The sequence below is a fragment of the Dysgonomonas sp. PF1-14 genome (genome assembly GCF_029892965.1).
Classification (GTDB): domain Bacteria; phylum Bacteroidota; class Bacteroidia; order Bacteroidales; family Dysgonomonadaceae; genus Dysgonomonas.
Window position 1 is genome coordinate 35,677 of sequence record NZ_JARXWN010000007.1, and the last position, 19,258, is coordinate 54,934.

General features: G+C 39.8%; 21 protein-coding genes. 5 read left to right on the forward strand and 16 right to left on the reverse strand.

Features of this window, described 5'->3' with window-relative positions; translation table 11 throughout:
• Nucleotides 1–38: 38 nt before the first annotated feature.
• The gene (era, locus tag M2448_RS09900) at nt 39–920 is read right to left on the reverse strand and encodes a GTPase Era (RefSeq protein ID WP_280646136.1); all 882 of its coding nucleotides are present in this window, start codon (nt 918–920) and stop codon (nt 39–41) included.
• A 432-nt stretch (nt 921–1,352) separates the two neighbouring features.
• Between era and M2448_RS09905 the strand changes: the two genes are divergently transcribed.
• The 4 genes from M2448_RS09905 (at nt 1,353) to M2448_RS09920 (ending at nt 4,425) form a co-directional block, all read left to right on the forward strand.
• Nucleotides 1,353–2,051 (forward strand): DNA alkylation repair protein, encoded by a 699-nt coding sequence (locus M2448_RS09905; protein WP_280646164.1) that lies wholly within the window; start codon nt 1,353–1,355, stop codon nt 2,049–2,051.
• Nucleotides 2,048–3,271, forward strand: a complete 1,224-nt coding sequence (locus tag M2448_RS09910) for a pitrilysin family protein (RefSeq protein ID WP_280646135.1) — start codon at nt 2,048–2,050, stop codon at nt 3,269–3,271. Before M2448_RS09905 ends, M2448_RS09910 begins: the two co-directional genes overlap by 4 nt.
• Nucleotides 3,272–3,303: 32 nt before the next feature.
• Nucleotides 3,304–4,002: a porin family protein gene (locus M2448_RS09915; RefSeq protein WP_280646134.1), complete on the forward strand. Its 699-nt coding sequence runs from the start codon at nt 3,304–3,306 to the stop codon at nt 4,000–4,002.
• 117 nt (nt 4,003–4,119) lie between these two features.
• On the forward strand, nt 4,120–4,425 hold the full coding sequence (locus tag M2448_RS09920) for a hypothetical protein (RefSeq protein ID WP_280646133.1): 306 nt from the start codon (nt 4,120–4,122) through the stop codon (nt 4,423–4,425).
• Between the two features lie 16 nt (nt 4,426–4,441).
• Here M2448_RS09920 and M2448_RS09925 read toward each other — a convergent pair whose 3' ends face one another.
• The 9 genes from M2448_RS09925 to M2448_RS09965 form a co-directional block, all read right to left on the reverse strand.
• A complete protein-coding gene (locus M2448_RS09925) occupies nt 4,442–6,214 on the reverse strand; it encodes a L,D-transpeptidase family protein (RefSeq protein ID WP_280646132.1) in 1,773 nt (590 codons plus the stop codon).
• A gap of 192 nt (nt 6,215–6,406) precedes the next feature.
• Nucleotides 6,407–7,882, reverse strand: a complete 1,476-nt coding sequence (cysS, locus tag M2448_RS09930) for a cysteine--tRNA ligase (protein ID WP_280646131.1) — start codon at nt 7,880–7,882, stop codon at nt 6,407–6,409.
• 90 nt (nt 7,883–7,972) lie between these two features.
• Nucleotides 7,973–8,317: a hypothetical protein gene (locus tag M2448_RS09935; RefSeq protein WP_280646130.1), complete on the reverse strand. Its 345-nt coding sequence runs from the start codon at nt 8,315–8,317 to the stop codon at nt 7,973–7,975.
• Between the two features lie 13 nt (nt 8,318–8,330).
• Nucleotides 8,331–9,317 carry a tRNA dihydrouridine synthase DusB gene (dusB, locus tag M2448_RS09940; RefSeq protein ID WP_280646129.1) on the reverse strand — a complete coding sequence of 329 codons (987 nt, stop codon included), beginning with the start codon at nt 9,315–9,317 and terminating at the stop codon, nt 8,331–8,333.
• A gap of 153 nt (nt 9,318–9,470) precedes the next feature.
• The gene (gene mnmD, locus M2448_RS09945; protein WP_280646128.1) at nt 9,471–10,142 is read right to left on the reverse strand and encodes a tRNA (5-methylaminomethyl-2-thiouridine)(34)-methyltransferase MnmD; all 672 of its coding nucleotides are present in this window, start codon (nt 10,140–10,142) and stop codon (nt 9,471–9,473) included.
• 13 nt (nt 10,143–10,155) lie between these two features.
• The gene (gene ispF / locus M2448_RS09950) at nt 10,156–10,641 is read right to left on the reverse strand and encodes a 2-C-methyl-D-erythritol 2,4-cyclodiphosphate synthase (RefSeq protein ID WP_280646127.1); all 486 of its coding nucleotides are present in this window, start codon (nt 10,639–10,641) and stop codon (nt 10,156–10,158) included.
• A gap of 18 nt (nt 10,642–10,659) precedes the next feature.
• Nucleotides 10,660–11,838: a type IX secretion system outer membrane channel protein PorV gene (gene porV / locus M2448_RS09955; protein WP_280646126.1), complete on the reverse strand. Its 1,179-nt coding sequence runs from the start codon at nt 11,836–11,838 to the stop codon at nt 10,660–10,662.
• Between the two features lie 134 nt (nt 11,839–11,972).
• Complete coding sequence (locus M2448_RS09960) at nt 11,973–12,599, reverse strand: fumarylacetoacetate hydrolase family protein (protein WP_280646125.1); 627 nt, start codon at nt 12,597–12,599, stop codon at nt 11,973–11,975.
• Nucleotides 12,600–12,684: 85 nt separating this feature from the next.
• On the reverse strand, nt 12,685–13,422 hold the full coding sequence (locus tag M2448_RS09965; protein WP_280646124.1) for a polyprenol monophosphomannose synthase: 738 nt from the start codon (nt 13,420–13,422) through the stop codon (nt 12,685–12,687).
• Between the two features lie 225 nt (nt 13,423–13,647).
• Between M2448_RS09965 and M2448_RS09970 the strand changes: the two genes are divergently transcribed.
• Nucleotides 13,648–14,484, forward strand: a complete 837-nt coding sequence (locus M2448_RS09970) for an energy transducer TonB (protein ID WP_280646123.1) — start codon at nt 13,648–13,650, stop codon at nt 14,482–14,484.
• 260 nt (nt 14,485–14,744) lie between these two features.
• Here the strand turns inward: M2448_RS09970 and M2448_RS09975 are convergent, their stop codons facing one another.
• The 6 genes from M2448_RS09975 to M2448_RS10000 form a co-directional block, all read right to left on the reverse strand.
• Nucleotides 14,745–15,173, reverse strand: a complete 429-nt coding sequence (locus tag M2448_RS09975; protein ID WP_280646122.1) for an RNA-binding S4 domain-containing protein — start codon at nt 15,171–15,173, stop codon at nt 14,745–14,747.
• 4 nt (nt 15,174–15,177) lie between these two features.
• Nucleotides 15,178–15,738 carry an aminoacyl-tRNA hydrolase gene (pth, locus tag M2448_RS09980; RefSeq protein WP_280646121.1) on the reverse strand — a complete coding sequence of 187 codons (561 nt, stop codon included), beginning with the start codon at nt 15,736–15,738 and terminating at the stop codon, nt 15,178–15,180.
• Between the two features lie 26 nt (nt 15,739–15,764).
• Nucleotides 15,765–16,346 (reverse strand): 50S ribosomal protein L25/general stress protein Ctc, encoded by a 582-nt coding sequence (locus tag M2448_RS09985; RefSeq protein WP_280646120.1) that lies wholly within the window; start codon nt 16,344–16,346, stop codon nt 15,765–15,767.
• Between the two features lie 205 nt (nt 16,347–16,551).
• On the reverse strand, nt 16,552–17,298 hold the full coding sequence (gene gpmA, locus M2448_RS09990; protein WP_280646119.1) for a 2,3-diphosphoglycerate-dependent phosphoglycerate mutase: 747 nt from the start codon (nt 17,296–17,298) through the stop codon (nt 16,552–16,554).
• 138 nt (nt 17,299–17,436) lie between these two features.
• Entirely contained in the window at nt 17,437–18,198 is a 762-nt protein-coding gene (gene yaaA / locus M2448_RS09995; RefSeq protein WP_280646118.1) for a peroxide stress protein YaaA, read from the reverse strand.
• A gap of 3 nt (nt 18,199–18,201) precedes the next feature.
• The gene (locus tag M2448_RS10000; RefSeq protein WP_280646117.1) at nt 18,202–19,098 is read right to left on the reverse strand and encodes a DUF3592 domain-containing protein; all 897 of its coding nucleotides are present in this window, start codon (nt 19,096–19,098) and stop codon (nt 18,202–18,204) included.
• Nucleotides 19,099–19,258 lie beyond the last annotated feature (160 nt).

Here is a 19,258-nt window from a genome sequence, read left to right on the forward strand (position 1 = left end):
GCTTTTTTATAAAAATATGATAGCATTACTTCACGCTGTCAATCCAGACGATACCCGAACTGGCGAAGTATATTATCGCGGCTGCGCCAGTCTTTTTCTACTTTAACGAATATCTGGAGGAATATCTTTTTATTGAAAAAGCGTTCAATGTCTTTACGAGCCATTGTGCCCAGTTTTTTCAGGGCAGCCCCCTGATGTCCGATAATAATTCCTTTCTGTGTATCGCGTTCGACTATGATAAGCGCTCTGATATTTATAATTTTTTCTTCTTCCTTAAATTCTTCGACCACAACCTCTACTGCATAAGGTACTTCTTTCTGATAATAGAGAAGTATTTTTTCGCGGATAATTTCGGTTACGAAAAAACGGGCAGGACGGTCAGTCAAAGCATCTTTTTCAAAATAAGGAGGTGATTCGGGTATAAGGTCGATTATACGCCGCTTTACTACATCTACATTAAACTTGTTCAATGCCGAAATAGGATATATCTCTGCTTTAGGCAGCAGTTCTTTCCATTGTGCTACAAGGGTTTCCAAATCCTGCTGGTTCGTCTGGTCTATCTTGTTGATAAGCAGCAATACAGGAACATCCACACGTTGCACCTTACTCAGAAATTCTTCATTCTTGGCAGTCTTCTCTACCACATCCGTCATATAAAGCAATACATCGGCATCGCTCAGCGCCGATTCGGAGAAATTCAACATCGACTCCTGCAATTTATAATTAGGACGCAATACACCCGGTGTATCCGAATACACGATCTGATAATCTTCGGTATTTACAATACCCAATATACGGTGGCGGGTAGTCTGAGCCTTCGATGTGATGATCGATACTTTTTCGCCCACCAATAAGTTCATCAGTGTTGATTTTCCGACGTTCGGATTGCCTACAATATTTACAAATCCTGATTTATGCATTGAATGATGTTTTTGCTTTAGATGTTTATACGACAAAAGTACAAAAGATTATCAAATATAGAGTTCAAATAAAAGCATAAAGCAAAATCTGATTTATCGATAGAGTAGAAAACAGCGGTTTCACAGAAAGAACCGGATCAGAATGAACACAAAAGCTATATCAATAAAGAATAAATAGTCATATATAAGAGTAGATAAAAAAACATAAGAGGCGAAGTCACTTTTAAGTCAAGTTTGTCAGGTTTTAGTTAAAATGTAGCAGGTATAAAAATATACAATTGTGTTACCTTTGTTACCTTTTGCATTTATTGTTAACTACTAACTGTTGACCGTTTACTGCAAATGTGTTACTTTTGCCTCGCTTTCGTTTCGGCAATTGTTGATTGTCACCTTTTCCGAACGGATTAATTTAATCATTGGCACCGAAATATGATAACAGCAAAGGACATACAAAAGGAGCTGGAAACATATTCCACACCCGAAAAGAAAGAATACCTGCCTTATTTCTTCAAGACGGGAAAAGGGCAATATGGCGAAGGCGACAAATTTCTGGGAGTGGTAGTACCTGATACCCGAAAGGTTGCAAAAAAGCACAAAAGCATTTCGTTCGACGAATTAACCAAATTACTGGATAATGAGTACCATGAATGCCGCCTATGTGCTTTGCTGATATTAGTCGAACGGTTCAAGAAAGCAAAAGAGGATGAACGGAAAGATATATATGACTTTTATCTCTCGAAAACAGACCGTATCAATAATTGGGATCTGGTCGACCTCAGTGCGAAAGACATTGTCGGCGAATACCTTGTAGATAAAGAGCGTTCTGATCTTTACCGACTGGCCGAAAGTTCTCTGCTGTGGGATCAGCGTATAGCAGTCATTGCAACGTTTGCCTTTATACGGAGAAACGATCATAAAGACATACTGGCATTGTCAGAAAAGTTGCTGAATCACAAGCACGACCTGATGCACAAAGCTATTGGCTGGATGCTCAGGGAAACCGGGAAAAAGGACATGGAAGCCCTGACCGGATTTCTCGACAAATATCACAAAGTGATGCCTCGCACCATGCTGCGTTATTCGATAGAGAAACTGAGTGCCGATGAGCGGGCACATTATATGAAGAAATGATAAATTACTACTCACATACATTAGGTAACGGGCTTCGTATTGTACACAAACCCATGCAGGGAAATGTGTCTTATTGCGGATTCATTGTCAATGCCGGTACAAGGGATGAGGCAGCAGGCGAATTTGGAATGGCTCATTTTATTGAGCACATGCTCTTTAAAGGTACACAGAAACGCCGTTCGCATCACATTATCAACAGGATGGAGAATGTGGGTGGAGAACTGAATGCCTATACTAACAAGGAAGAGACTGTAATTTATTCTGTATTCCTCGAACAACATTTCGAGCGAGCTTTCGAGCTTTTATCCGATCTGGTATTTCATTCTTCTTTTCCTCAGACTGAGATAGAGAAAGAGATAGAAGTGATAATAGATGAAATACACTCGTACGAAGACAGTCCATCGGAACTGATATTCGATGAGTTTGAAAATCTTGTATTTCACAATTCGCAGATAGGACACAATATATTGGGTGAACCGGATATGCTGTCTGCTTTCGATACACAGAAGGCAAAAGAGTTTGTAAAGCGGTATTATATACCATCCAATATGGTCTTTTTTTCTATGGGCAATACAGACTTTAAGAAGATAGTGTATTATGCCGAAAAATATCTCCAGACAATACAATCGGGAAGAACAATACAAGAACGAAAAGCTCCGGAAATAATAACTCCGGTGAGCAGGACGGATAACAGGAATACCACGCAGTCGCATGCAGTGATAGGCTGCCGCTCTTACTCTCTGCACCAACCTGACCGGAACATACTGCATCTGCTGAATAATATATTGGGAGGGCCGGGTATGAATAGCAGGCTGAATGTGTCTTTGCGCGAAAAGAGAGGCTATGTGTATAATGTCGATTCTTCTTTTACGTTATATACAGACTCAGGTATATTTACCATTTACTTCGGCTGCGATAAAAAGAATGCCGACAAGTGTATAGAACTGGTACATAAAGAACTAAGGAGACTGAAGAACGAAAAGCTTACTACTACCCAACTGTCGATGGCAAAGAAACAGCTTATCGGACAGATCGGCGTAATGAATGATCATCATGAAAATGTTGCTTTATCGCTAGGTAAAAGCTTTCTACACTATAACCATTTCAATACGCTTGAGGAAACTTTCGGCAGAATAGAGTCCGTTACATCGGAACAGATAATGGATGTAGCGAACGAAATTTTCGAGGAAAACCGTATGTTTAGCTTAAAATATCATTAATTATTATAACTTTGCACTACTATACCAGCTTTATGAATACATTATTAAAAATACTTATTTCCACTTGCGTCCTGATCGTTATTTCATCCGGATCTGAACTAAAAGCCCAGAAGAGAAGAATTACGTCCGACTTTGTATTCGGTCTCAACTTTGCCGAAATGGATATAGAAGGCGCCAATATGTATAAGAAGCCCAAAATAGGTTTTCTTATAGGAACTAACGTTAACTTTAAGTTAATCAGTAACTTTCAGGTGCAAACAGGTTTCTTTGTAGCAAAGAAAGGGCTAAGGCAGGATATTGAGGTTTACGAAGAGGATAAGGCTGCCGGCCAGACAACTACAGAATATACAATGCGCAATACAGTTGCAAATTATATACAAGTTCCTTTAGGTATCGGATACGAGGTCTACCTCACACGTAGTTTTGCCCTCAATATAAATGCAGGGGGATATGCAGCATACGGATTTAAAGGTGATCACAAGATTGAAGAATATACAGTAATCACACTGAATGGTACACCCTATACTAGTGCCATCGTTGAAACAGAAATAGATACATTCTCCAAAAGGATGTGGAAACGTCTCGACTATGGGGCTTATGCCAGAGTGGGAGCTATCTACGATATATTTACTATCAACCTCACCTATGAGTACGGCTTACATAATGTTTCGAACGAAGGAAGTATTATGAAGAATCGTAATCTGGCAGTAGCTCTGGGATTTCGTTTCTAAGGAAGATATTTGATAATATCCAGAAAGAGAGTCAGATAGGCTCTCTTTTTTAGATTACAAACTTTTCGGCAAGCTATTTGTTCTATATTGGTAATGATTACTATAAACACCTAGATTATGGAAGACTTGATAAAAAAACTTCAGGATGAAGCCGGACTTACACAAGATCAGGCTATAAAGAGCGTATCTGTAGTGAAAGACTATATGGATAAGGAAGGCTTGGATATAGACTGGGAAAAGTTCTTCAAAGGAAAATCAGAGGACTTTCTTGATAAGGCAAGAGGATTGTTCAGCAATGTATCGAAGCAGACACAGAGCTATACAGACAAACTGGTAGACAAGGTTGATGATTTTGCCGACAAAGCCAGAAAAGGGGCACATGACCTGAGCCAGAAAGCCGCAGATTTTTTTGACGAAAGATAATAGAAATAAGGAAGGTTTATTTATCTTCCTTATTTTGTACTTTCTGCTGTGTATCCAATGCCTGTAGTATGATATCATCGTAGCCGTATATATCATCGGCATAGTACAACAGATCATCATTCGGATACATATAGGCTGTATAGTAGTCTATAGATAGTGATATCTTATTGTCTTCTGCCAAATTTATTATATCAGCTATCTTTTTCAGGGAATTTTCCTTCATCATCTTCTTACCCTTCTCTGTTACAGGGTTCTGATTTGCCGTATACAGCAGTTGGTCTTTATACAGATCAGAGCTTGGAGATACACAGAAGAAAGCCAGATCGAAAGGTTTTTGTACTCTCACACACCCATGACTCACAGCCCTGTTCTTACGGTTAAAGGCTGATTTGCTCGGAGTATCGTGCAGATAAACCGAATGTGAGTTCTTGAACATGAACTTTATCAGTCCCAACGAATTTCCATACCCCGGATCCTGACGGATGGTATATGAGAAGCTGCTAGGGTTCACAGTGCTCCAGTTGATAGTAGAAGCATCCACTTCTTTTCCACCCTTATACAATCGCATATTGCGGCGTCGCATATAAGTCGAATCTTTTTTCTGTAATACCGCTACTTCATTTTGTGCTATACTTTTAGGTATATTCCATACCGGATTCAGATTCAGATAACTTATATTGCTTTGCAAAAGCGGTGTCTTATTCGTTTTCGTACCCACACATACACGCATCATCAAAGGCTGGCTATCAGCCTGTGTAGCAACAAGCATAGCCGGAGCTACATTTACTTCTATATGTTTCTTGTGCCTGGCTTTTGGCTGCTGCCAGCGATAGCGTTCCATATTTGCCCGTATCTTATTTCTATAATAGCTTACAGGTCTGTTCAGAGCATCTATCGTTGTTTTCCCTACTTCTTTTTCTTCCGGATATGAGTTTCTCTTTCGGAAAGTATTTATAGCAGCCAGCAGCTTGTCGTTCAAACGACTATGTAGGGTATCGGCAGATAATGAATCGGGAGCATATTCCCCCGTATATATAAGCCTTTCGGCTATCTCGGATATATGTTTATTACGGTCTCCCAGCTTATATGTAGCATTGCCAGCCGTTATCTTCTTGTATGCAGATGTATCTGCCTTCGCAAACAGACGGTATTCCTTTTGCAGATTCAGATAAACACTATCGGTCGGTTGCGAGCTTATAATTGCAGCCAGAGCATCTTCTTTTATACTGTTGTACATATCTTTATAAAAGGCTGAATCTGGTTTAGAAATTACAATATCATAGTCTTTTGCATATAGGCTTCTGGGATTGAGAAAACCATATTTCATTCCTGTGATGTATTGCAAAGCAGCCTTTGTTGATGCTTCTTCGATAAAGCATATCTTTGAATATAGCGTATCCGGGTTCTGATACAGACCCGAATCTACTGAATCGGTAACAGACTTTATATGTGCATACGAAAACATGTGGGAAGGTAAGCCATGTGCTCCGACATCTTCCAGTATCTCAAAAAACTCATACAGACTCTTGGTATCCAGTGTGTCATGCACCCATACAGGTTTGTATTCTTCGCTGGCATAGAATGGCTGCAACAGGGAATCGTTTATAGTCTGAGACTTTAGCAAGTCATTCAGCACCTCTGGATTGAAATCGGGATAGTTTTGTGCAAATTTAGATGAGGCTACTTCTTTTTTATCCGAGTCGCCGACTGTTGAAGGCCCTTTCTTGCAAGAAGCTAATGCGAAGGTAGTTATAGCAATAGCACATAAGAGTCTTAATAGGTATTTCATTGTGAATGGAGCGTAAAGAGTGTTTGCTTTTTCAACAGTTAATTTCGTCACAAAAATAGTAAATATTTAATAAAAACCAGCTAGATGAAAGTATTGTTAGAGGTATCTGTATGTTAAAAATAAACGAAAGCCATCATTACAGAGGATACCCTGCTATGATGGCTCTTATCTATATTATTGATATTCCTCAGTCTATTTAAGCTTCCATTCGGCTCCGTCTTTCCCGTCTTTTATTTCAAATCCGGCCTTTGCCAGTTCGTTACGGATCTGATCGGAGGTTGCCCAGTCTTTATTTTCTTTGGCCTTTTGGCGGATATCCAGCAATAGGTCAATGGCTTTGCCAAATGCTTCGGTATTGGTATTGCTACCTCCTGCAGAATTGTTGCAAATACCCAATATACCAAACAGAAATGTATCGAATATGTCTTTCAATTCTTTCTTATCGTCTTCTGTCAGTGTTATATTTCCGGCACAGGCTGAGTTAATAGCTGTAGCAGCTTCACTCAGGTGTGCAATGACCATAGCCGAATTGAGGTCATCATTCAGTGCGTCATAGCATTTCTGTCGAAGTCCGATCAATGCAACACACGATATGTCTGACAATGGAGCCTTTTCTATTCTGCCGTATGCTTCCAACAAACGGCACAACCCTTTCTCGGATGCCTGTAAAGCTTCATTGCTAAAGTCAACAGTACTGCGATAGTGTGCTTGTAGGATAAAGAAACGGATCGTCATAGGCGAATATGCCTGTGACAGCATACTATGCGAACCGGTAAAGAATTCGTCGAGTGTAATAAAATTACCTAACGACTTACCCATCTTTTGTCCGGCAACAGTGATCATATTGTTGTGCATCCAGTATTTTACCACCTGATGCTTTTCCATAGCCGTATTTTGTGCAATTTCGCATTCATGGTGAGGAAACATCAGGTCGAGCCCTCCGCCATGTATATCGAATTCTTTTCCCAGATATTTAATGCTCATAGTAGAACATTCGATGTGCCAGCCGGGAAAACCATCGCTCCATGGAGACGGCCAACGCATAATATGTTCTGGTGAGGCTTTTTTCCACAGGGCAAAATCTACCTTGCTTCGCTTTTCTTCCTGTCCGTCCAGATCGCGGGTAGTATTCAGCATCTCTTCTATATTGCGGTGCGAAAGTATGCCATAATCATAGTCTTTGTTATACTTTTCCACATCGAAATATACGGAACCATTGCTTTCGTAAGCATAGCCGCTGTTCAGTATCTCCTTGATGGCTTCAATCTGTTCTATAATATGCCCAGAGGCGTGCGGTTCGATAGACGGTGGCAATACATTCAGCGCATCCATAGCCTTGTGGTAGCGGTTCATATAGTATTGCACCACTTCCATCGGTTCCAGTTCTTCCAAACGGGCTTTCTTCGCTATTTTATCTTCCCCTGTATCGGCATCATTTTCCAGATGGCCTACATCTGTTATATTACGTACATAGCGTACCTTATAGCCTATATGTGTAAGATATCTGAACAACAGGTCAAATGTTATTGCCGGACGTGCATGTCCGAGATGCCCGTCACCATATACGGTAGGCCCACACACATACATACCCACATGAGGTGTGTGCAAGGGTTCGAAGACTTCCTTCTGACGTGTCAGGGTATTATAAATTGATAGCTTTTGTTCCATGATCCGCTTATATTTTTTAGAAGTACAAAAGTAGTAAAATTGTTTGGCAAAATAAACAGTTGAAGAAGAGCAAGTGTCTGTACTATTCTTCTACGACCAATAAAAAAGAACATTTATTAGATGAGGTACAAAAAGGACATATACAAATCCGGCATAAAGAGCCGGAAAAATTGCGATCACTATTCCCCATACTGCATATTTCTCATTATTTACAGTCGCCCTCCTCATACAGATTACAGCCAAAACAATAAATGCAGGCATACAAAAAAAGCTCACACCAAATAAAATCCGGATTATGTAATAATAGTTCACATAATCTGCATTAGTAGCAGAATAAATCACGCCAAATACAAGTATAGAGAGCAGGAATGCTGCTATACTAAATAGCGGAGCCAGCACCATATAAGGAAGTATTTTAGATAACCGTTTCAGCATGATTCACAATATATCAGTTCACCTCAAATTGTTCCGGTATATTATCCATAATACCAAATAATTCCTCTATCGACTCTGCACGAAGCATGGCCACACGCGTTTTCTTAAAATCGGGAATCCCCTTAAATAAAGAACTGGCTGCCAGATGTCTGCGGCTATGGATAATACCGCCACGCTCACCGGAATGAGCCACATTCTTATTAATCATATCTTTCAACACCTCCAGATACCAACGAAATTCTTTTTTGGGTAGTTTCTCTCCCGTTTTCAGATAATGCTTCACTTCTTCAAATATCCAGGGACTACCTATGCTTCCCCGACCTATCATCACAGCATCCACACCTGTTTCATCAAACCGTTTTTTACACATTTCGGGAGTAGTTACATCTCCGTTGCCGACAATAGGAATGTGCATTCTGGGATTATTTTTTACAGCTCCTATAAGCGACCAGTCGGCTTCACCTGTGTACATCTGGGCGCGTGTGCGTCCGTGCAACGTCAAAGCCTGTATACCTGCATCCTGCAACTGCTCTGCCAGTTCCACTATTATTTTAGACTCGTTATCCCAGCCTAAGCGGGTTTTTACTGTTACGGGAATGTTTACAGCTTTTACTACGGCAGCTGTAATCTCCACCATCAGGTCTGGTGTTTTCATCATACCCGAACCTGCACCTTTACCTGCTACTTTCTTTACCGGACAACCAAAGTTTATATCCAATATATCGGGATTGGCTTCTTCACATATCTGTGCGGCTTCGACCATCGCTTCTACTTCCCTGCCATATATCTGAATGGCTACAGGGCGTTCCTCTTCACTTATTGTCAGCTTGGCCTGCGTCTTATTCACATGGCGGATAAGGGCGTCACTTGACACAAATTCGGTATATACCATATCCACACCAAAACGTTTACATTCGAGACGGAATCCCATATCTGTCACATCTTCCATCGGTGCAAGGAAGACAGGGTTTTCAGAAAAATTTATATTGCCTATTTTCAATTTAGTTACAAGTTACAAGTTATAAGTTACAAAGTGAAATACGTTGAACTTACAACTCTGTTAATAAATAAAATCAAGGGACAAAGATAAGGAAATCGGGATTGATAAATAAAAAGTAATTTTGAAATTTTGATACCTGATATCTTGAAGCCATTACTTCGTTGCTCTCAGCATTTCCCTTTTTCCGGGAGGGCCGGGTAATCGTTCTACTTTATAGCCTGCCTGTTGCATCATGCGGCGCACCGATCCTTTTGCACAGTAGGTGACGAGTACACCTTGCGGTGCAGTAATAGCATACATACGGTCGAAAATATCCTGCGTCCACATATCAGGTTGTTTATCCGGTGCAAAGGCATCGAAATATATAATGTCTACAGACTCTTCGATAAGGTTATAATCGAAGGAGGTAAGATCACCCGTCAGTTTTTTCAGACGGAAATAAGGAGTTATTTTCACTACCTTATCCCATTCGGCTTTATGCAGGCCTTGAAACAATAGCTGACCAGATGTCGGATATTGTTCTGCATAATTTAGCTTTGTTATGATTTCTAAGGGCAATGGATAAGCTTCTATAGCTGTATAATGGATTGTCTTTTCTTTGGTGTATTCATCGGTTAACGTCAAAAAAGCATTCAGCCCTGTACCAAAACCGACTTCGAATATACGGATTGTCTCTTTTTGTACTTGGTGTAATCCGATATTTATAAAGATATGTGTAGATTCCTGTATCGCCCCGTTTACAGAATGGTAATGTTCATCAAGTTCGGGAACGAAAAGAGTGTGAGACCCGTCTGCGGTTAATATAATCTCGGGACTCACACTCATTCAAGCACTGTGTTTAATTATCACTTTTTTCTATCAAAGCGACAGCATATGCGGCAAAACCTTCCTCACGGCCTACAAAACCCATTTTTTCGGATGTTGTAGCTTTGATAGATATATCGTCTATCGAAATGCCGAGTATCTCAGCCATTGTTTTTTGCATCTGAGGAATATGTGGATTCAGCTTCGGGCGTTCGGCACAGATGGTAGCATCTATATTACCTACACTATACCCTTTTTCCGAGATAACCTCCAATGTTTTCTTCAGCAATATCTTACTGTCGATGTCTTTGTACTCACCAGCTGTATCGGGAAAATGAAATCCTATATCGCGCATGTTTGCCGCTCCGAGTATAGCATCGCAAACGGCATGTATAAGTACATCGGCATCGGAGTGTCCATAAAGGCCCTGGGTATGATCTATTTTTATACCACCCAGCCACAACTCGCGGTCGTTTGCCAGTCGGTGTACGTCATACCCAAAGCCTACACGTATTTTCATTATATCTTTTTCTGTTTATTATTTCCACAAATTCTTCATTGCATCTATATCGAATGCCAATGAGAAACGAAGTGTCTGGTCTAACGGATTTTGCTGAGCTGTTGCGAGCATATAAGCTACATCCAGCTGGAATGCTGTCAACTTGAAACCTGCACCGAATGAAACATACTGACGGTTACCTTTCATTTTGTTTTCGTGGAAGTAACCTGTACGCAAACGGAAACGGTTACGTTTGCTATCGGCATAGTCATATTCAGCACCTACCGACCACATGATTTCTTTCAACTCTTCTGAGAATCCGCCGGGAGCATCACCAAATGATTTGAAGATACCTTTTATCGGGCTCATATTGAAATATTCGTTATCAAGACGGTTCCTAAATTCATCTGCTGTTTCTCCTTCATTCATGATCGGACGTGTTGGTACTAATAATTTATTCAAGTCTACACTTAGAGAGAGAGTCCCCGACTGGCTAAGCGGATACATAATAGATCCCCCTAAGCGCAGGTTGGTAGGCAGGAAGTCTTTACGGTCACCACCTGTTGTAGATATTTTGGTACCTATATTTGAGATATTGAAACCAAGGCTTATAAGACTCTCAGTATCTTGTCCTATATAGAATTCGTTATAACCGGAGATATCTGCAGCAAATGCACTTCCGGAAGAGATACCATCATCGGCTCCCGAATAATCGGAACGGATATAGCGTATAGCTACCGAACCGGAGAATGTCTCTGTCAACTTACGGGAATAGCCCAAATCGACAGCCATTTCGTGAGGAGCTACATTATTCTGAAACACACCATGTGCATCTGTTATCGCTACATCACCGATAGAAAAATAACGGATAGATGCACTCAATGCCTGATTGTTTTCTTTACCCAGTTTGTAGTAACCGACACCATATACCAGAGCTACATCGTTTACGATTTTTCTCAACCATGGCGTATATGACAAACCGAATCCTGATTTGCTCGGAGAGAAAGCATATTTTGCAGGGTTCCAATGCTGAGAATATACATCTGGAGCTGTAGCAACACCTGCATCACCCATACCTCCCCCTCTTGCATCGGGCGCAATGGCTAGTGACGGCATTGCTGTAGGTATCGGATTCAATTCCGTAGTTTGTGCCGAAGCACTCAATACAGCCAAAGCAAAAATATTTATAAGCAAGGCTTTTTTCAACACATTTTTCATCTATTTTTCTAGTTTGTTTTAGTAATTAATCCTTTTGGTTAAGGTATTTTATATAGTTCGATTCTTTAAGTATAATAAGATAACTCAGTATTATAATATTTATTGTTTTTATTTCAGAATTTAACATTTAAAATTCAACAAATATTCAAGCTTAATAATTCTTCGTCTTCCAATGTACCCGACAACTGGTTGCCTATTGCTACTTTTCCTACTCCGGCAGGGGTTCCTGTGAATATGAGATCACCTGTTTTCAGTGTAAAAAAACGGCTGGCATAGGCTATGATTTTATCCACCGGATGTATCATTTCGGATGTATTACCCGACTGGACTATATTATTATCGATTTTCAACTGAAAATTGAGGTCGTTTATCCCCTTTCCGAATTTGTCTTTGTCTACGAATGTACCAATGGCGGCAGAGTTGTCGAAAGCTTTAGATATTTCCCAAGGCAGGCTTTTAGCTTTAAGCCCTGCCTGTATGTCTCGGGCAGTAAAGTCTATACCCAGAGTGATCTCTTTATAATACCGGTGCGCAAAGCGTTCAGCTATATTTTTTCCCATTTTATCGATACGCACAACCAGTTCTGTCTCGTAATGTATATCGGAAGAAAAATCGGGAATATAAAACTCATGCTTGTCAGCATTGAGTAAAGCTGTGTCGGGTTTCATAAAAAGTACGGGATCATCATCTTTACTGGATAATGCCCTGTTCATCTCTTTATTATGTGATTGGTAATTAAGCCCTACGCAAATAATTTTCATCTATTGAAATAATAAAAATCATAATACGCAGCAAAGATACATATAAAATGAAGAATGATAAGCGAAAAATAAAAAATATAGGCTTTTATTGCTTTTTCTTGATGCCTCCGAACAGTTGTCTGAATCTCATTGTCAAAACGCCGAATACACCTTCGGCAAAAATACCTGAGTTCATTTTTGACGTTCCCAACATTCTGTTGACAAAAACAATGGATACTTCTTTTATATCGAAGCCCAGACAGTAGGCTGTATATTTCATTTCTACCTGAAATGCATATCCTTTGAAGCGGATATTGTCCAGATCGATTGTCTCCAACACTTGACGCTTGTAACAGACAAATCCGGCTGTAGCATCTTTTACCTTCATACCGGTGATAATGCGTACATACTTGGATGCAAAATACGACATCAGCACCCTGCCCATAGGCCAGTTGACAACATTAACCCCGCTATAGTAACGCGAACCGACTGCCAGATCGGCGCCGTCGCTAACACAGGCAGCATATAGCTTTATCAGATCATTCGGATTGTGCGAAAAGTCGGCATCCATTTCAAATACATATTCGTAATCGCGATCGAGTACCCATTTGAATCCGGCAATATAAGCTGTACCTAAACCCAGTTTACCAGAACGTTCTATCAAATATAACTGATCGGGAAATTCTGTTTGCAGATTTTTTACAATTGCAGCAGTGCCATCAGGAGAACCATCATCAATGACCAAAATATGAAATGATTTAGGCAGATTGAATACAGTCCTGATTATAGCCTCAATATTTTCCTTCTCGTTGTAAGTAGGAATTATGACTACTGAATCTGACATAGATAATGCGTTAGTTTTAATTAAGCCACAAATGTAATATTTAAAGTAGTGATAACTACAAAATATTGTCTAAAAATATTAAAAACAGAACGCTAAGCATGTCCTATAATTGCACTTTCTCATATTTATTAAAAATATTTCACACTCGTTTATGGAATTTTTATGATTAAACTATCTATAAGGTAAAAAAGGGGAACTTTTAATAACAATTTAAAACTTACAGTTATGAAAAACTCAGTAAACTTGAATTCCTCAGAATGGTGTGATATTATTTTCGAAGGTAAAAATAAATCATATGGTGCATTTGAATTACGTCAGTCGGCATCGAAAAGATACATTTGGGCTTTTGGTATTGTATTGGTAGCTGTTGCATTCGTTGCCTGTCTTCCAATGATTATAAGTTCTGTAAAAGCTGCAAACATATATACCGGAGGTATGGATGAAACTCGTACTGTCATACTAGTAGACCCCAAAATGCCGGAACCTATTGCCGATGTAGCTAAGCCTGAAATACCGGAACCTCCTAAATTTGTGGAAATGAAAAAATTCGTTCCGCCAACTATAGCAAACGATGAAGAGGTGGAGGAAGTTATGACCGGCATGGAAGATCTTGTAAAAGACAAATCTGTAGTTATTGGTGCATTTGAGGTGGAAAACGGATCTAAAGATGCTGATGCAATACGTAAAGAATTTGCTGCTGACGTGGTAGGAGACGGTACCGGAACAGGAAAAGCCGAGCCGGAAAAAGTATTTGTAAGTGCACAATTCATGCCTCAGTTTCCGGGTGGAGAAGCTGAAATGTATAGATTTATCAGCGAAAACCTGAAATATCCGGTAGTAGATCAGGAGATGGGAACACAGGGCAGGGTGACAGTACGCTTTGTTGTAACCAAAACAGGAGAAATATCTGATATACAATTATTGAAAGGTATCAGCATATCTTGCGATAAGGAAGCAATGAGAGTGATCAAAAGCATGCCGAGATGGATTCCGGGTAAAAATAACGGGGAACCGGTTCAGGTATATTTCACACTACCAATCGTATTCAAGTTGAAACAATAGAACGGACAAGTTTCACTAAACTACACAGAAAAAGCCGCATTAATGCGGCTTTTTCTGTGTTATAAGCAGTCGTGACCTGTCCAAGATAATGTAGGAGTTATTGTATGCGTCTTTGCAAAAAAAGGAATGCAAGCAATATGTGATTGCACACAACTGGGAATAGAACGTTTATTCAACACAATCTCAAATGCTGATTAGTCTAATACGTAAAAAGGCCATCCTGTCAGGATAGCCTTTTGCCTATAACGTATTGGCAATGCTCAGTCTTCGTTGTCGAAGTCCCAGTCGTCAAAGAAAGAATAATCTTCCCGGAACTCTTCCAGTTCGCGGCGGTCTTTTTTGGTAGGGCGTCCGGTGCCGCGAGCGCGGTCTACAAAGCCACTCATTTTAGATAATTCTAGTATTTCCAGTTGAGATGGTGGTGTCACATCCTTCATAAAATCAGGCACAAGTTTTGCACCCATCCTGTTTTCTGTAAGGTTCAGCACTTCGAACGAATATGTGATAGGTGCACGTCGTACCTCTATTATGTCACCCACCTTTATCATGCGTGCAGGTTTTATTGTTACCCCTTTTATAGATATCCGACCTTTTTTACACGCTTCTATTGCTATTGAACGGGTTTTGAACAGACGAACAGCCCATAGCCATTTGTCTATACGTACCTCATTTTTTGGTTCTTTAGCCATAATTTTATTTATTGTTATACTGGTTCATTGTATTTTGAATACCTGCAAGACAAAAGCTTTTAATAATGTCTCCACAGGTTTCCAGTTTGGCAGGAAGGGCTTTTTCTTCTTCATCCGAAAAGCTATCCAGCACATAATCAACTTGTCTTCCTCTGGGGAAATCGCTGCCGATTCCAAAACGGAGACGGGCATACTCTTGTCCGATCAGGGATTGTATATGCTTCAGCCCATTGTGTCCCGCATCACTGCCTTTGCCTTTCAGTCGCAATGTGCCGAATGGGAGAGCCAAATCGTCGACAATGACGAGCATGTTTTCTGTTGGAATCTTTTCCTGATTGAGCCAGTAGCGGACTGCATTTCCACTCAGATTCATATATGTAGATGGTTTCAACAGAATCAGTGTGCGGCCTTTTACCTTAAGCTCGGCAACAAATCCGTAGCGCCTGTCTGTAAAAACAATATTGGACGCTTCTGCTAAAGCGTCCAATACTCTGAATCCTATGTTGTGGCGGGTATATTCGTATTCTCTTCCGATATTGCCCAAACCGACAATCAAATATTTCATTTGTTATTCTATGTGGTTATGCGCTATTAACCGTTTTTCGCAGCAAGACCTCTTGCGGCACGGGTCAATTGAACGCGGCATACAACACCGTTTTTCGCATTAAGCAGTTCCAAACCTTCGAAGCTAAGATCTCCCACCTGGATAGATTTTCCAAGAGCAAGGTTTGTAACATCTACATGTACTTTTTCAGGAATTTTGTCGTAAGGAGCTTTTACTTTCAGTTTGCGAAGGTCGAGAGATAATTTACCTCCGGCTTTCACACCTTCTGCAAGCCCGTCAAGAACAACCGGTACATCGATTGTTATCGGTTTGTTTTCGAATACATGAAGGAAGTCCAGGTGCAGTATGGCATCTGTAACAGGGTGAACCTGAATATCTTTTAATATTGCTTTATAGTTGTCTTTTCCTATAGTAAGGTCTACCAGGAAAATTTCAGGAGTATAGATAAGTTTTCTTACATCGCTGTTTGTTACAGAGAAATGGATAGCCTTCTCTGCTTTTTCACCACCGTAGATTACAGCAGGGATTTTGTCTTCTTTGCGGAAAGCTTTTGTAGCTTTTTTGCCTACTACTTCTCTTGCTTCGCCTTTCAGTTCGAATGTTTTCATTTTTTCTTTTTTAAATTGTGTTACTCAAATTAAGGATTGCTTCCTCATTCCCATCACACGTACGGGCTTATAAAAGCGGTGCAAAGATAGGTTATTTAAATGAAAAATGAAAAAATAAGAATGAAAAAGTGCGTCTTTAGTAAACGGTTGAAAATAAAATGGTTGCTCTGCCCAGAGCAACCATTTATATATAATAAGGTATATCTTATTTCTTTTTTCCCTGATTAGCAACGGCTTCCATCAGTTTTTTGATTTCTTCAGGATCACCCAAGAAATAATCTTTTACGAGATTCAGATCATCATCGAATTCGAAAACATAAGGTACTGCTGTAGGCAGGTTCAGGCTTACGATATCTTCATCGGATATTCCTTTCAGGTATTTGATGATACCGCGTAAACTGTTACCGTGAGCTGCAACGACAATTTCATCATGGCACATCAGCGATGGATAGATTACTTCCTGCCAGTAAGGTAATATACGCTCAACAGTCTCTTTCAATGCTTCTGTTTGAGGTATATATGCTTTAGGCACATCGGCATAACGCGGGTCTTGCGAAGCTGAACGCGGGTCTTTTGAATCTAGTGGAGCAGGTGGTACGTCATAGCTGCGTCTCCACACAAGCACTTGCTCGTCGCCGTATTTTTCAGCCGTTTCGGCTTTGTTTAGTCCTTGAAGCATACCATAATGCTTTTCGTTCAGACGCCATGTTTTTTCAACAGGGATCCAGTCCAAGTCCATTTGATCTAATATGTTGTTCAGCGTTTTTACAGCTCTTTTCAGGTAAGACGTGTAAGCAAGGGTAAATTTGAATCCTTCTTTTTTAAGAAGTTGTCCTGCTTTAATAGCTTCTTGTAATCCTTGTTCCGACAAGTCTACGTTTGTCCATCCTGTAAAGCGGTTTTCTTTGTTCCAAACGCTTTCTCCGTGGCGAATTAATACGACCTTTTTCATCTTTGTTTTACTGTTTTAATTTGTGACATTTCTTGTGTGACAAAGATATTCAAAATAGTGGTAAATTACAAGTTACAGGTTATAAGATTTCGGATCGTTGAATCTCTGAATATTTAGAGCATGTCTAATTTCTGAAATTTATCTGACGAATATCCATTCCTTATCATTCGATAGCTGTTCCGAAAAAGCATAGCCTTCCGTATCGAAACCTTTCAGGTATTCTGCATCAGTGATCTGATTCTGTATAATGAAGCGTGCCATCATTCCTCTTGCTTTTTTTGCATATACTACTATCTGCTTGTAGCCCTTGTCGGTATGTTGCTTAAATATGGGAGTGATTATCCGGTGGTCTTTTGGCAGCAGTTTTTTATTTACAGCTTTGGCATATTCTTTTGACGCCAGATTGATAAGGATATTATCGTCTGCTTTCATTTCCTTAGCCAGATATTTACTGATAGTGTCAGTCCAGAAAGCATAAAGGTCTTTCCCCTTATTGTTGACAATAGGTATCTGCATTTCGAGGCGATAGGGTTTTATATGGTCTAAAGGGCGTAATATGCCATAAAGTCCCGATATATGCACCAGATGCTTTTGTGCAAAATCCATATCTTTCTTTGAGAAGGTTTCGGCATCCAGTCCTTTATAGGCTATGCCGTTATAAGCAAAAGCAGCCTGTTTCTGAGGAGTTTTGCTCAACGGGAAGGCATGTATATATTGATATACGTCGTGTGCCATTTGCGGATTGATATTCATCAGAGTAGCTATCTCCCCAGCAGTTATGCCTTCCATCGATTTATATAGCTCTTTTGCCTCTTTGGCGTAGAGTGGGGTAGTGGCCTCTTTTATAGGTGCCGGTGTTTCAAAGTCCTGCAATTTGGCAGGAGACATAATTATGATCATTTGTTAGTATTTTTTATTATAATTATCGGTTTCTCCTTTATTATAGTCTCTATGTGTATTATTAACAGATTCACCAGTGTCATTGTTTTCTTCTTTATCCCAATTATCCTCATCTTCATCTTCATCCTCATCTTCCCAATCAGCCGACCACGATGTCTCTGATGTTCGTTTCCATTTGGGTGGTCCCTTCTCTACTATCGATTTTATATATCCCCAGCATCCAAGAGTGAGCATCAGAATAAAGAATCCCAGTAATATTTCTACCCAAAACGGTTGTTTTTTATGAAATAACGCATAAATAAGTAACGCGTCAAAGGCAATCATGATAAACGGAATGAAGAATATTGTCCCGAATTTCTGGCATATCTTCCAGAATCCGGACATATCATATCCAAATGCAAAACGGATAATACCTACGAAAGAAAATAATAGAACAACACACATTATCAGCATTCCCACCGTACCGATGATAACCATTGCCCCCGGTTGAAAGACTTTATCATTCTTTACGTCATAGTATACTTCTATCTTTTCTCCTATCTGAGGAACTCCTGTTGATGAATTTCCGGAACTCTTTGTTATTTCTACTCCTTCGTTTGTCGTAAAACTAAAAATAAGAGTATAATAAGTTCGCATATCCCCTTCACTATCTTCCTTTTCTGTGCTGGTGTAGTTTGTAATTGTTGCTATATATTTATCTCCGTTGATAAATGTATTCAAGTTTTCCCCCACATATGTAAATAATATGAGAGTGATTGCTATAGCAAAACCACTGATGCAGAAAATTACAAGAGATACATAACCAAAACCGATACACCCCGACTTTCTTTCCAGTCTTTTATTTATTCTGGTAGTCATCCATATACTGAATGCGATGAGAGTGAGAATGGTGTATGACATATGAGGTAAAGCTTTGTATATTTGCTAATAGTATAACGACAAAGATAAGGAAAGTGTGATTATTTCCGGTTATGCTATACATAATATAATGAAGGCTGACTAAAAAAGAATTAGTCAGCCTTTGTTACAAAGTGTTGTTTATATAGCTTTGTATTAAGTG

What these genes read in the sequence shown, in the direction of transcription:
- yaaA (WP_280646118.1), bottom strand. Translation starts at nt 18,198, where the DNA reads ATGATCATAATTATGTCTCCTGCCAAATTGCAGGACTTTGAAACACCG.
- mnmD (WP_280646128.1), bottom strand. Translation starts at nt 10,142, where the DNA reads ATGAGTGTGAGTCCCGAGATTATATTAACCGCAGACGGGTCTCACACT.
- M2448_RS09920 (WP_280646133.1), top strand. Translation starts at nt 4,120, where the DNA reads ATGGAAGACTTGATAAAAAAACTTCAGGATGAAGCCGGACTTACACAA.
- pth (WP_280646121.1), bottom strand. Translation starts at nt 15,738, where the DNA reads ATGAAATATTTGATTGTCGGTTTGGGCAATATCGGAAGAGAATACGAA.
- M2448_RS09925 (WP_280646132.1), bottom strand. Translation starts at nt 6,214, where the DNA reads ATGAAATACCTATTAAGACTCTTATGTGCTATTGCTATAACTACCTTC.
- M2448_RS09970 (WP_280646123.1), top strand. Translation starts at nt 13,648, where the DNA reads ATGAAAAACTCAGTAAACTTGAATTCCTCAGAATGGTGTGATATTATT.
- M2448_RS09965 (WP_280646124.1), bottom strand. Translation starts at nt 13,422, where the DNA reads ATGTCAGATTCAGTAGTCATAATTCCTACTTACAACGAGAAGGAAAAT.
- M2448_RS09975 (WP_280646122.1), bottom strand. Translation starts at nt 15,173, where the DNA reads ATGGCTAAAGAACCAAAAAATGAGGTACGTATAGACAAATGGCTATGG.
- cysS (WP_280646131.1), bottom strand. Translation starts at nt 7,882, where the DNA reads ATGGAACAAAAGCTATCAATTTATAATACCCTGACACGTCAGAAGGAA.
- M2448_RS10000 (WP_280646117.1), bottom strand. Translation starts at nt 19,098, where the DNA reads ATGTCATACACCATTCTCACTCTCATCGCATTCAGTATATGGATGACT.
- M2448_RS09910 (WP_280646135.1), top strand. Translation starts at nt 2,048, where the DNA reads ATGATAAATTACTACTCACATACATTAGGTAACGGGCTTCGTATTGTA.
- M2448_RS09915 (WP_280646134.1), top strand. Translation starts at nt 3,304, where the DNA reads ATGAATACATTATTAAAAATACTTATTTCCACTTGCGTCCTGATCGTT.
- gpmA (WP_280646119.1), bottom strand. Translation starts at nt 17,298, where the DNA reads ATGAAAAAGGTCGTATTAATTCGCCACGGAGAAAGCGTTTGGAACAAA.
- M2448_RS09935 (WP_280646130.1), bottom strand. Translation starts at nt 8,317, where the DNA reads ATGCTGAAACGGTTATCTAAAATACTTCCTTATATGGTGCTGGCTCCG.
- porV (WP_280646126.1), bottom strand. Translation starts at nt 11,838, where the DNA reads ATGAAAAATGTGTTGAAAAAAGCCTTGCTTATAAATATTTTTGCTTTG.
- era (WP_280646136.1), bottom strand. Translation starts at nt 920, where the DNA reads ATGCATAAATCAGGATTTGTAAATATTGTAGGCAATCCGAACGTCGGA.
- ispF (WP_280646127.1), bottom strand. Translation starts at nt 10,641, where the DNA reads ATGAAAATACGTGTAGGCTTTGGGTATGACGTACACCGACTGGCAAAC.
- M2448_RS09960 (WP_280646125.1), bottom strand. Translation starts at nt 12,599, where the DNA reads ATGAAAATTATTTGCGTAGGGCTTAATTACCAATCACATAATAAAGAG.
- M2448_RS09985 (WP_280646120.1), bottom strand. Translation starts at nt 16,346, where the DNA reads ATGAAAACATTCGAACTGAAAGGCGAAGCAAGAGAAGTAGTAGGCAAA.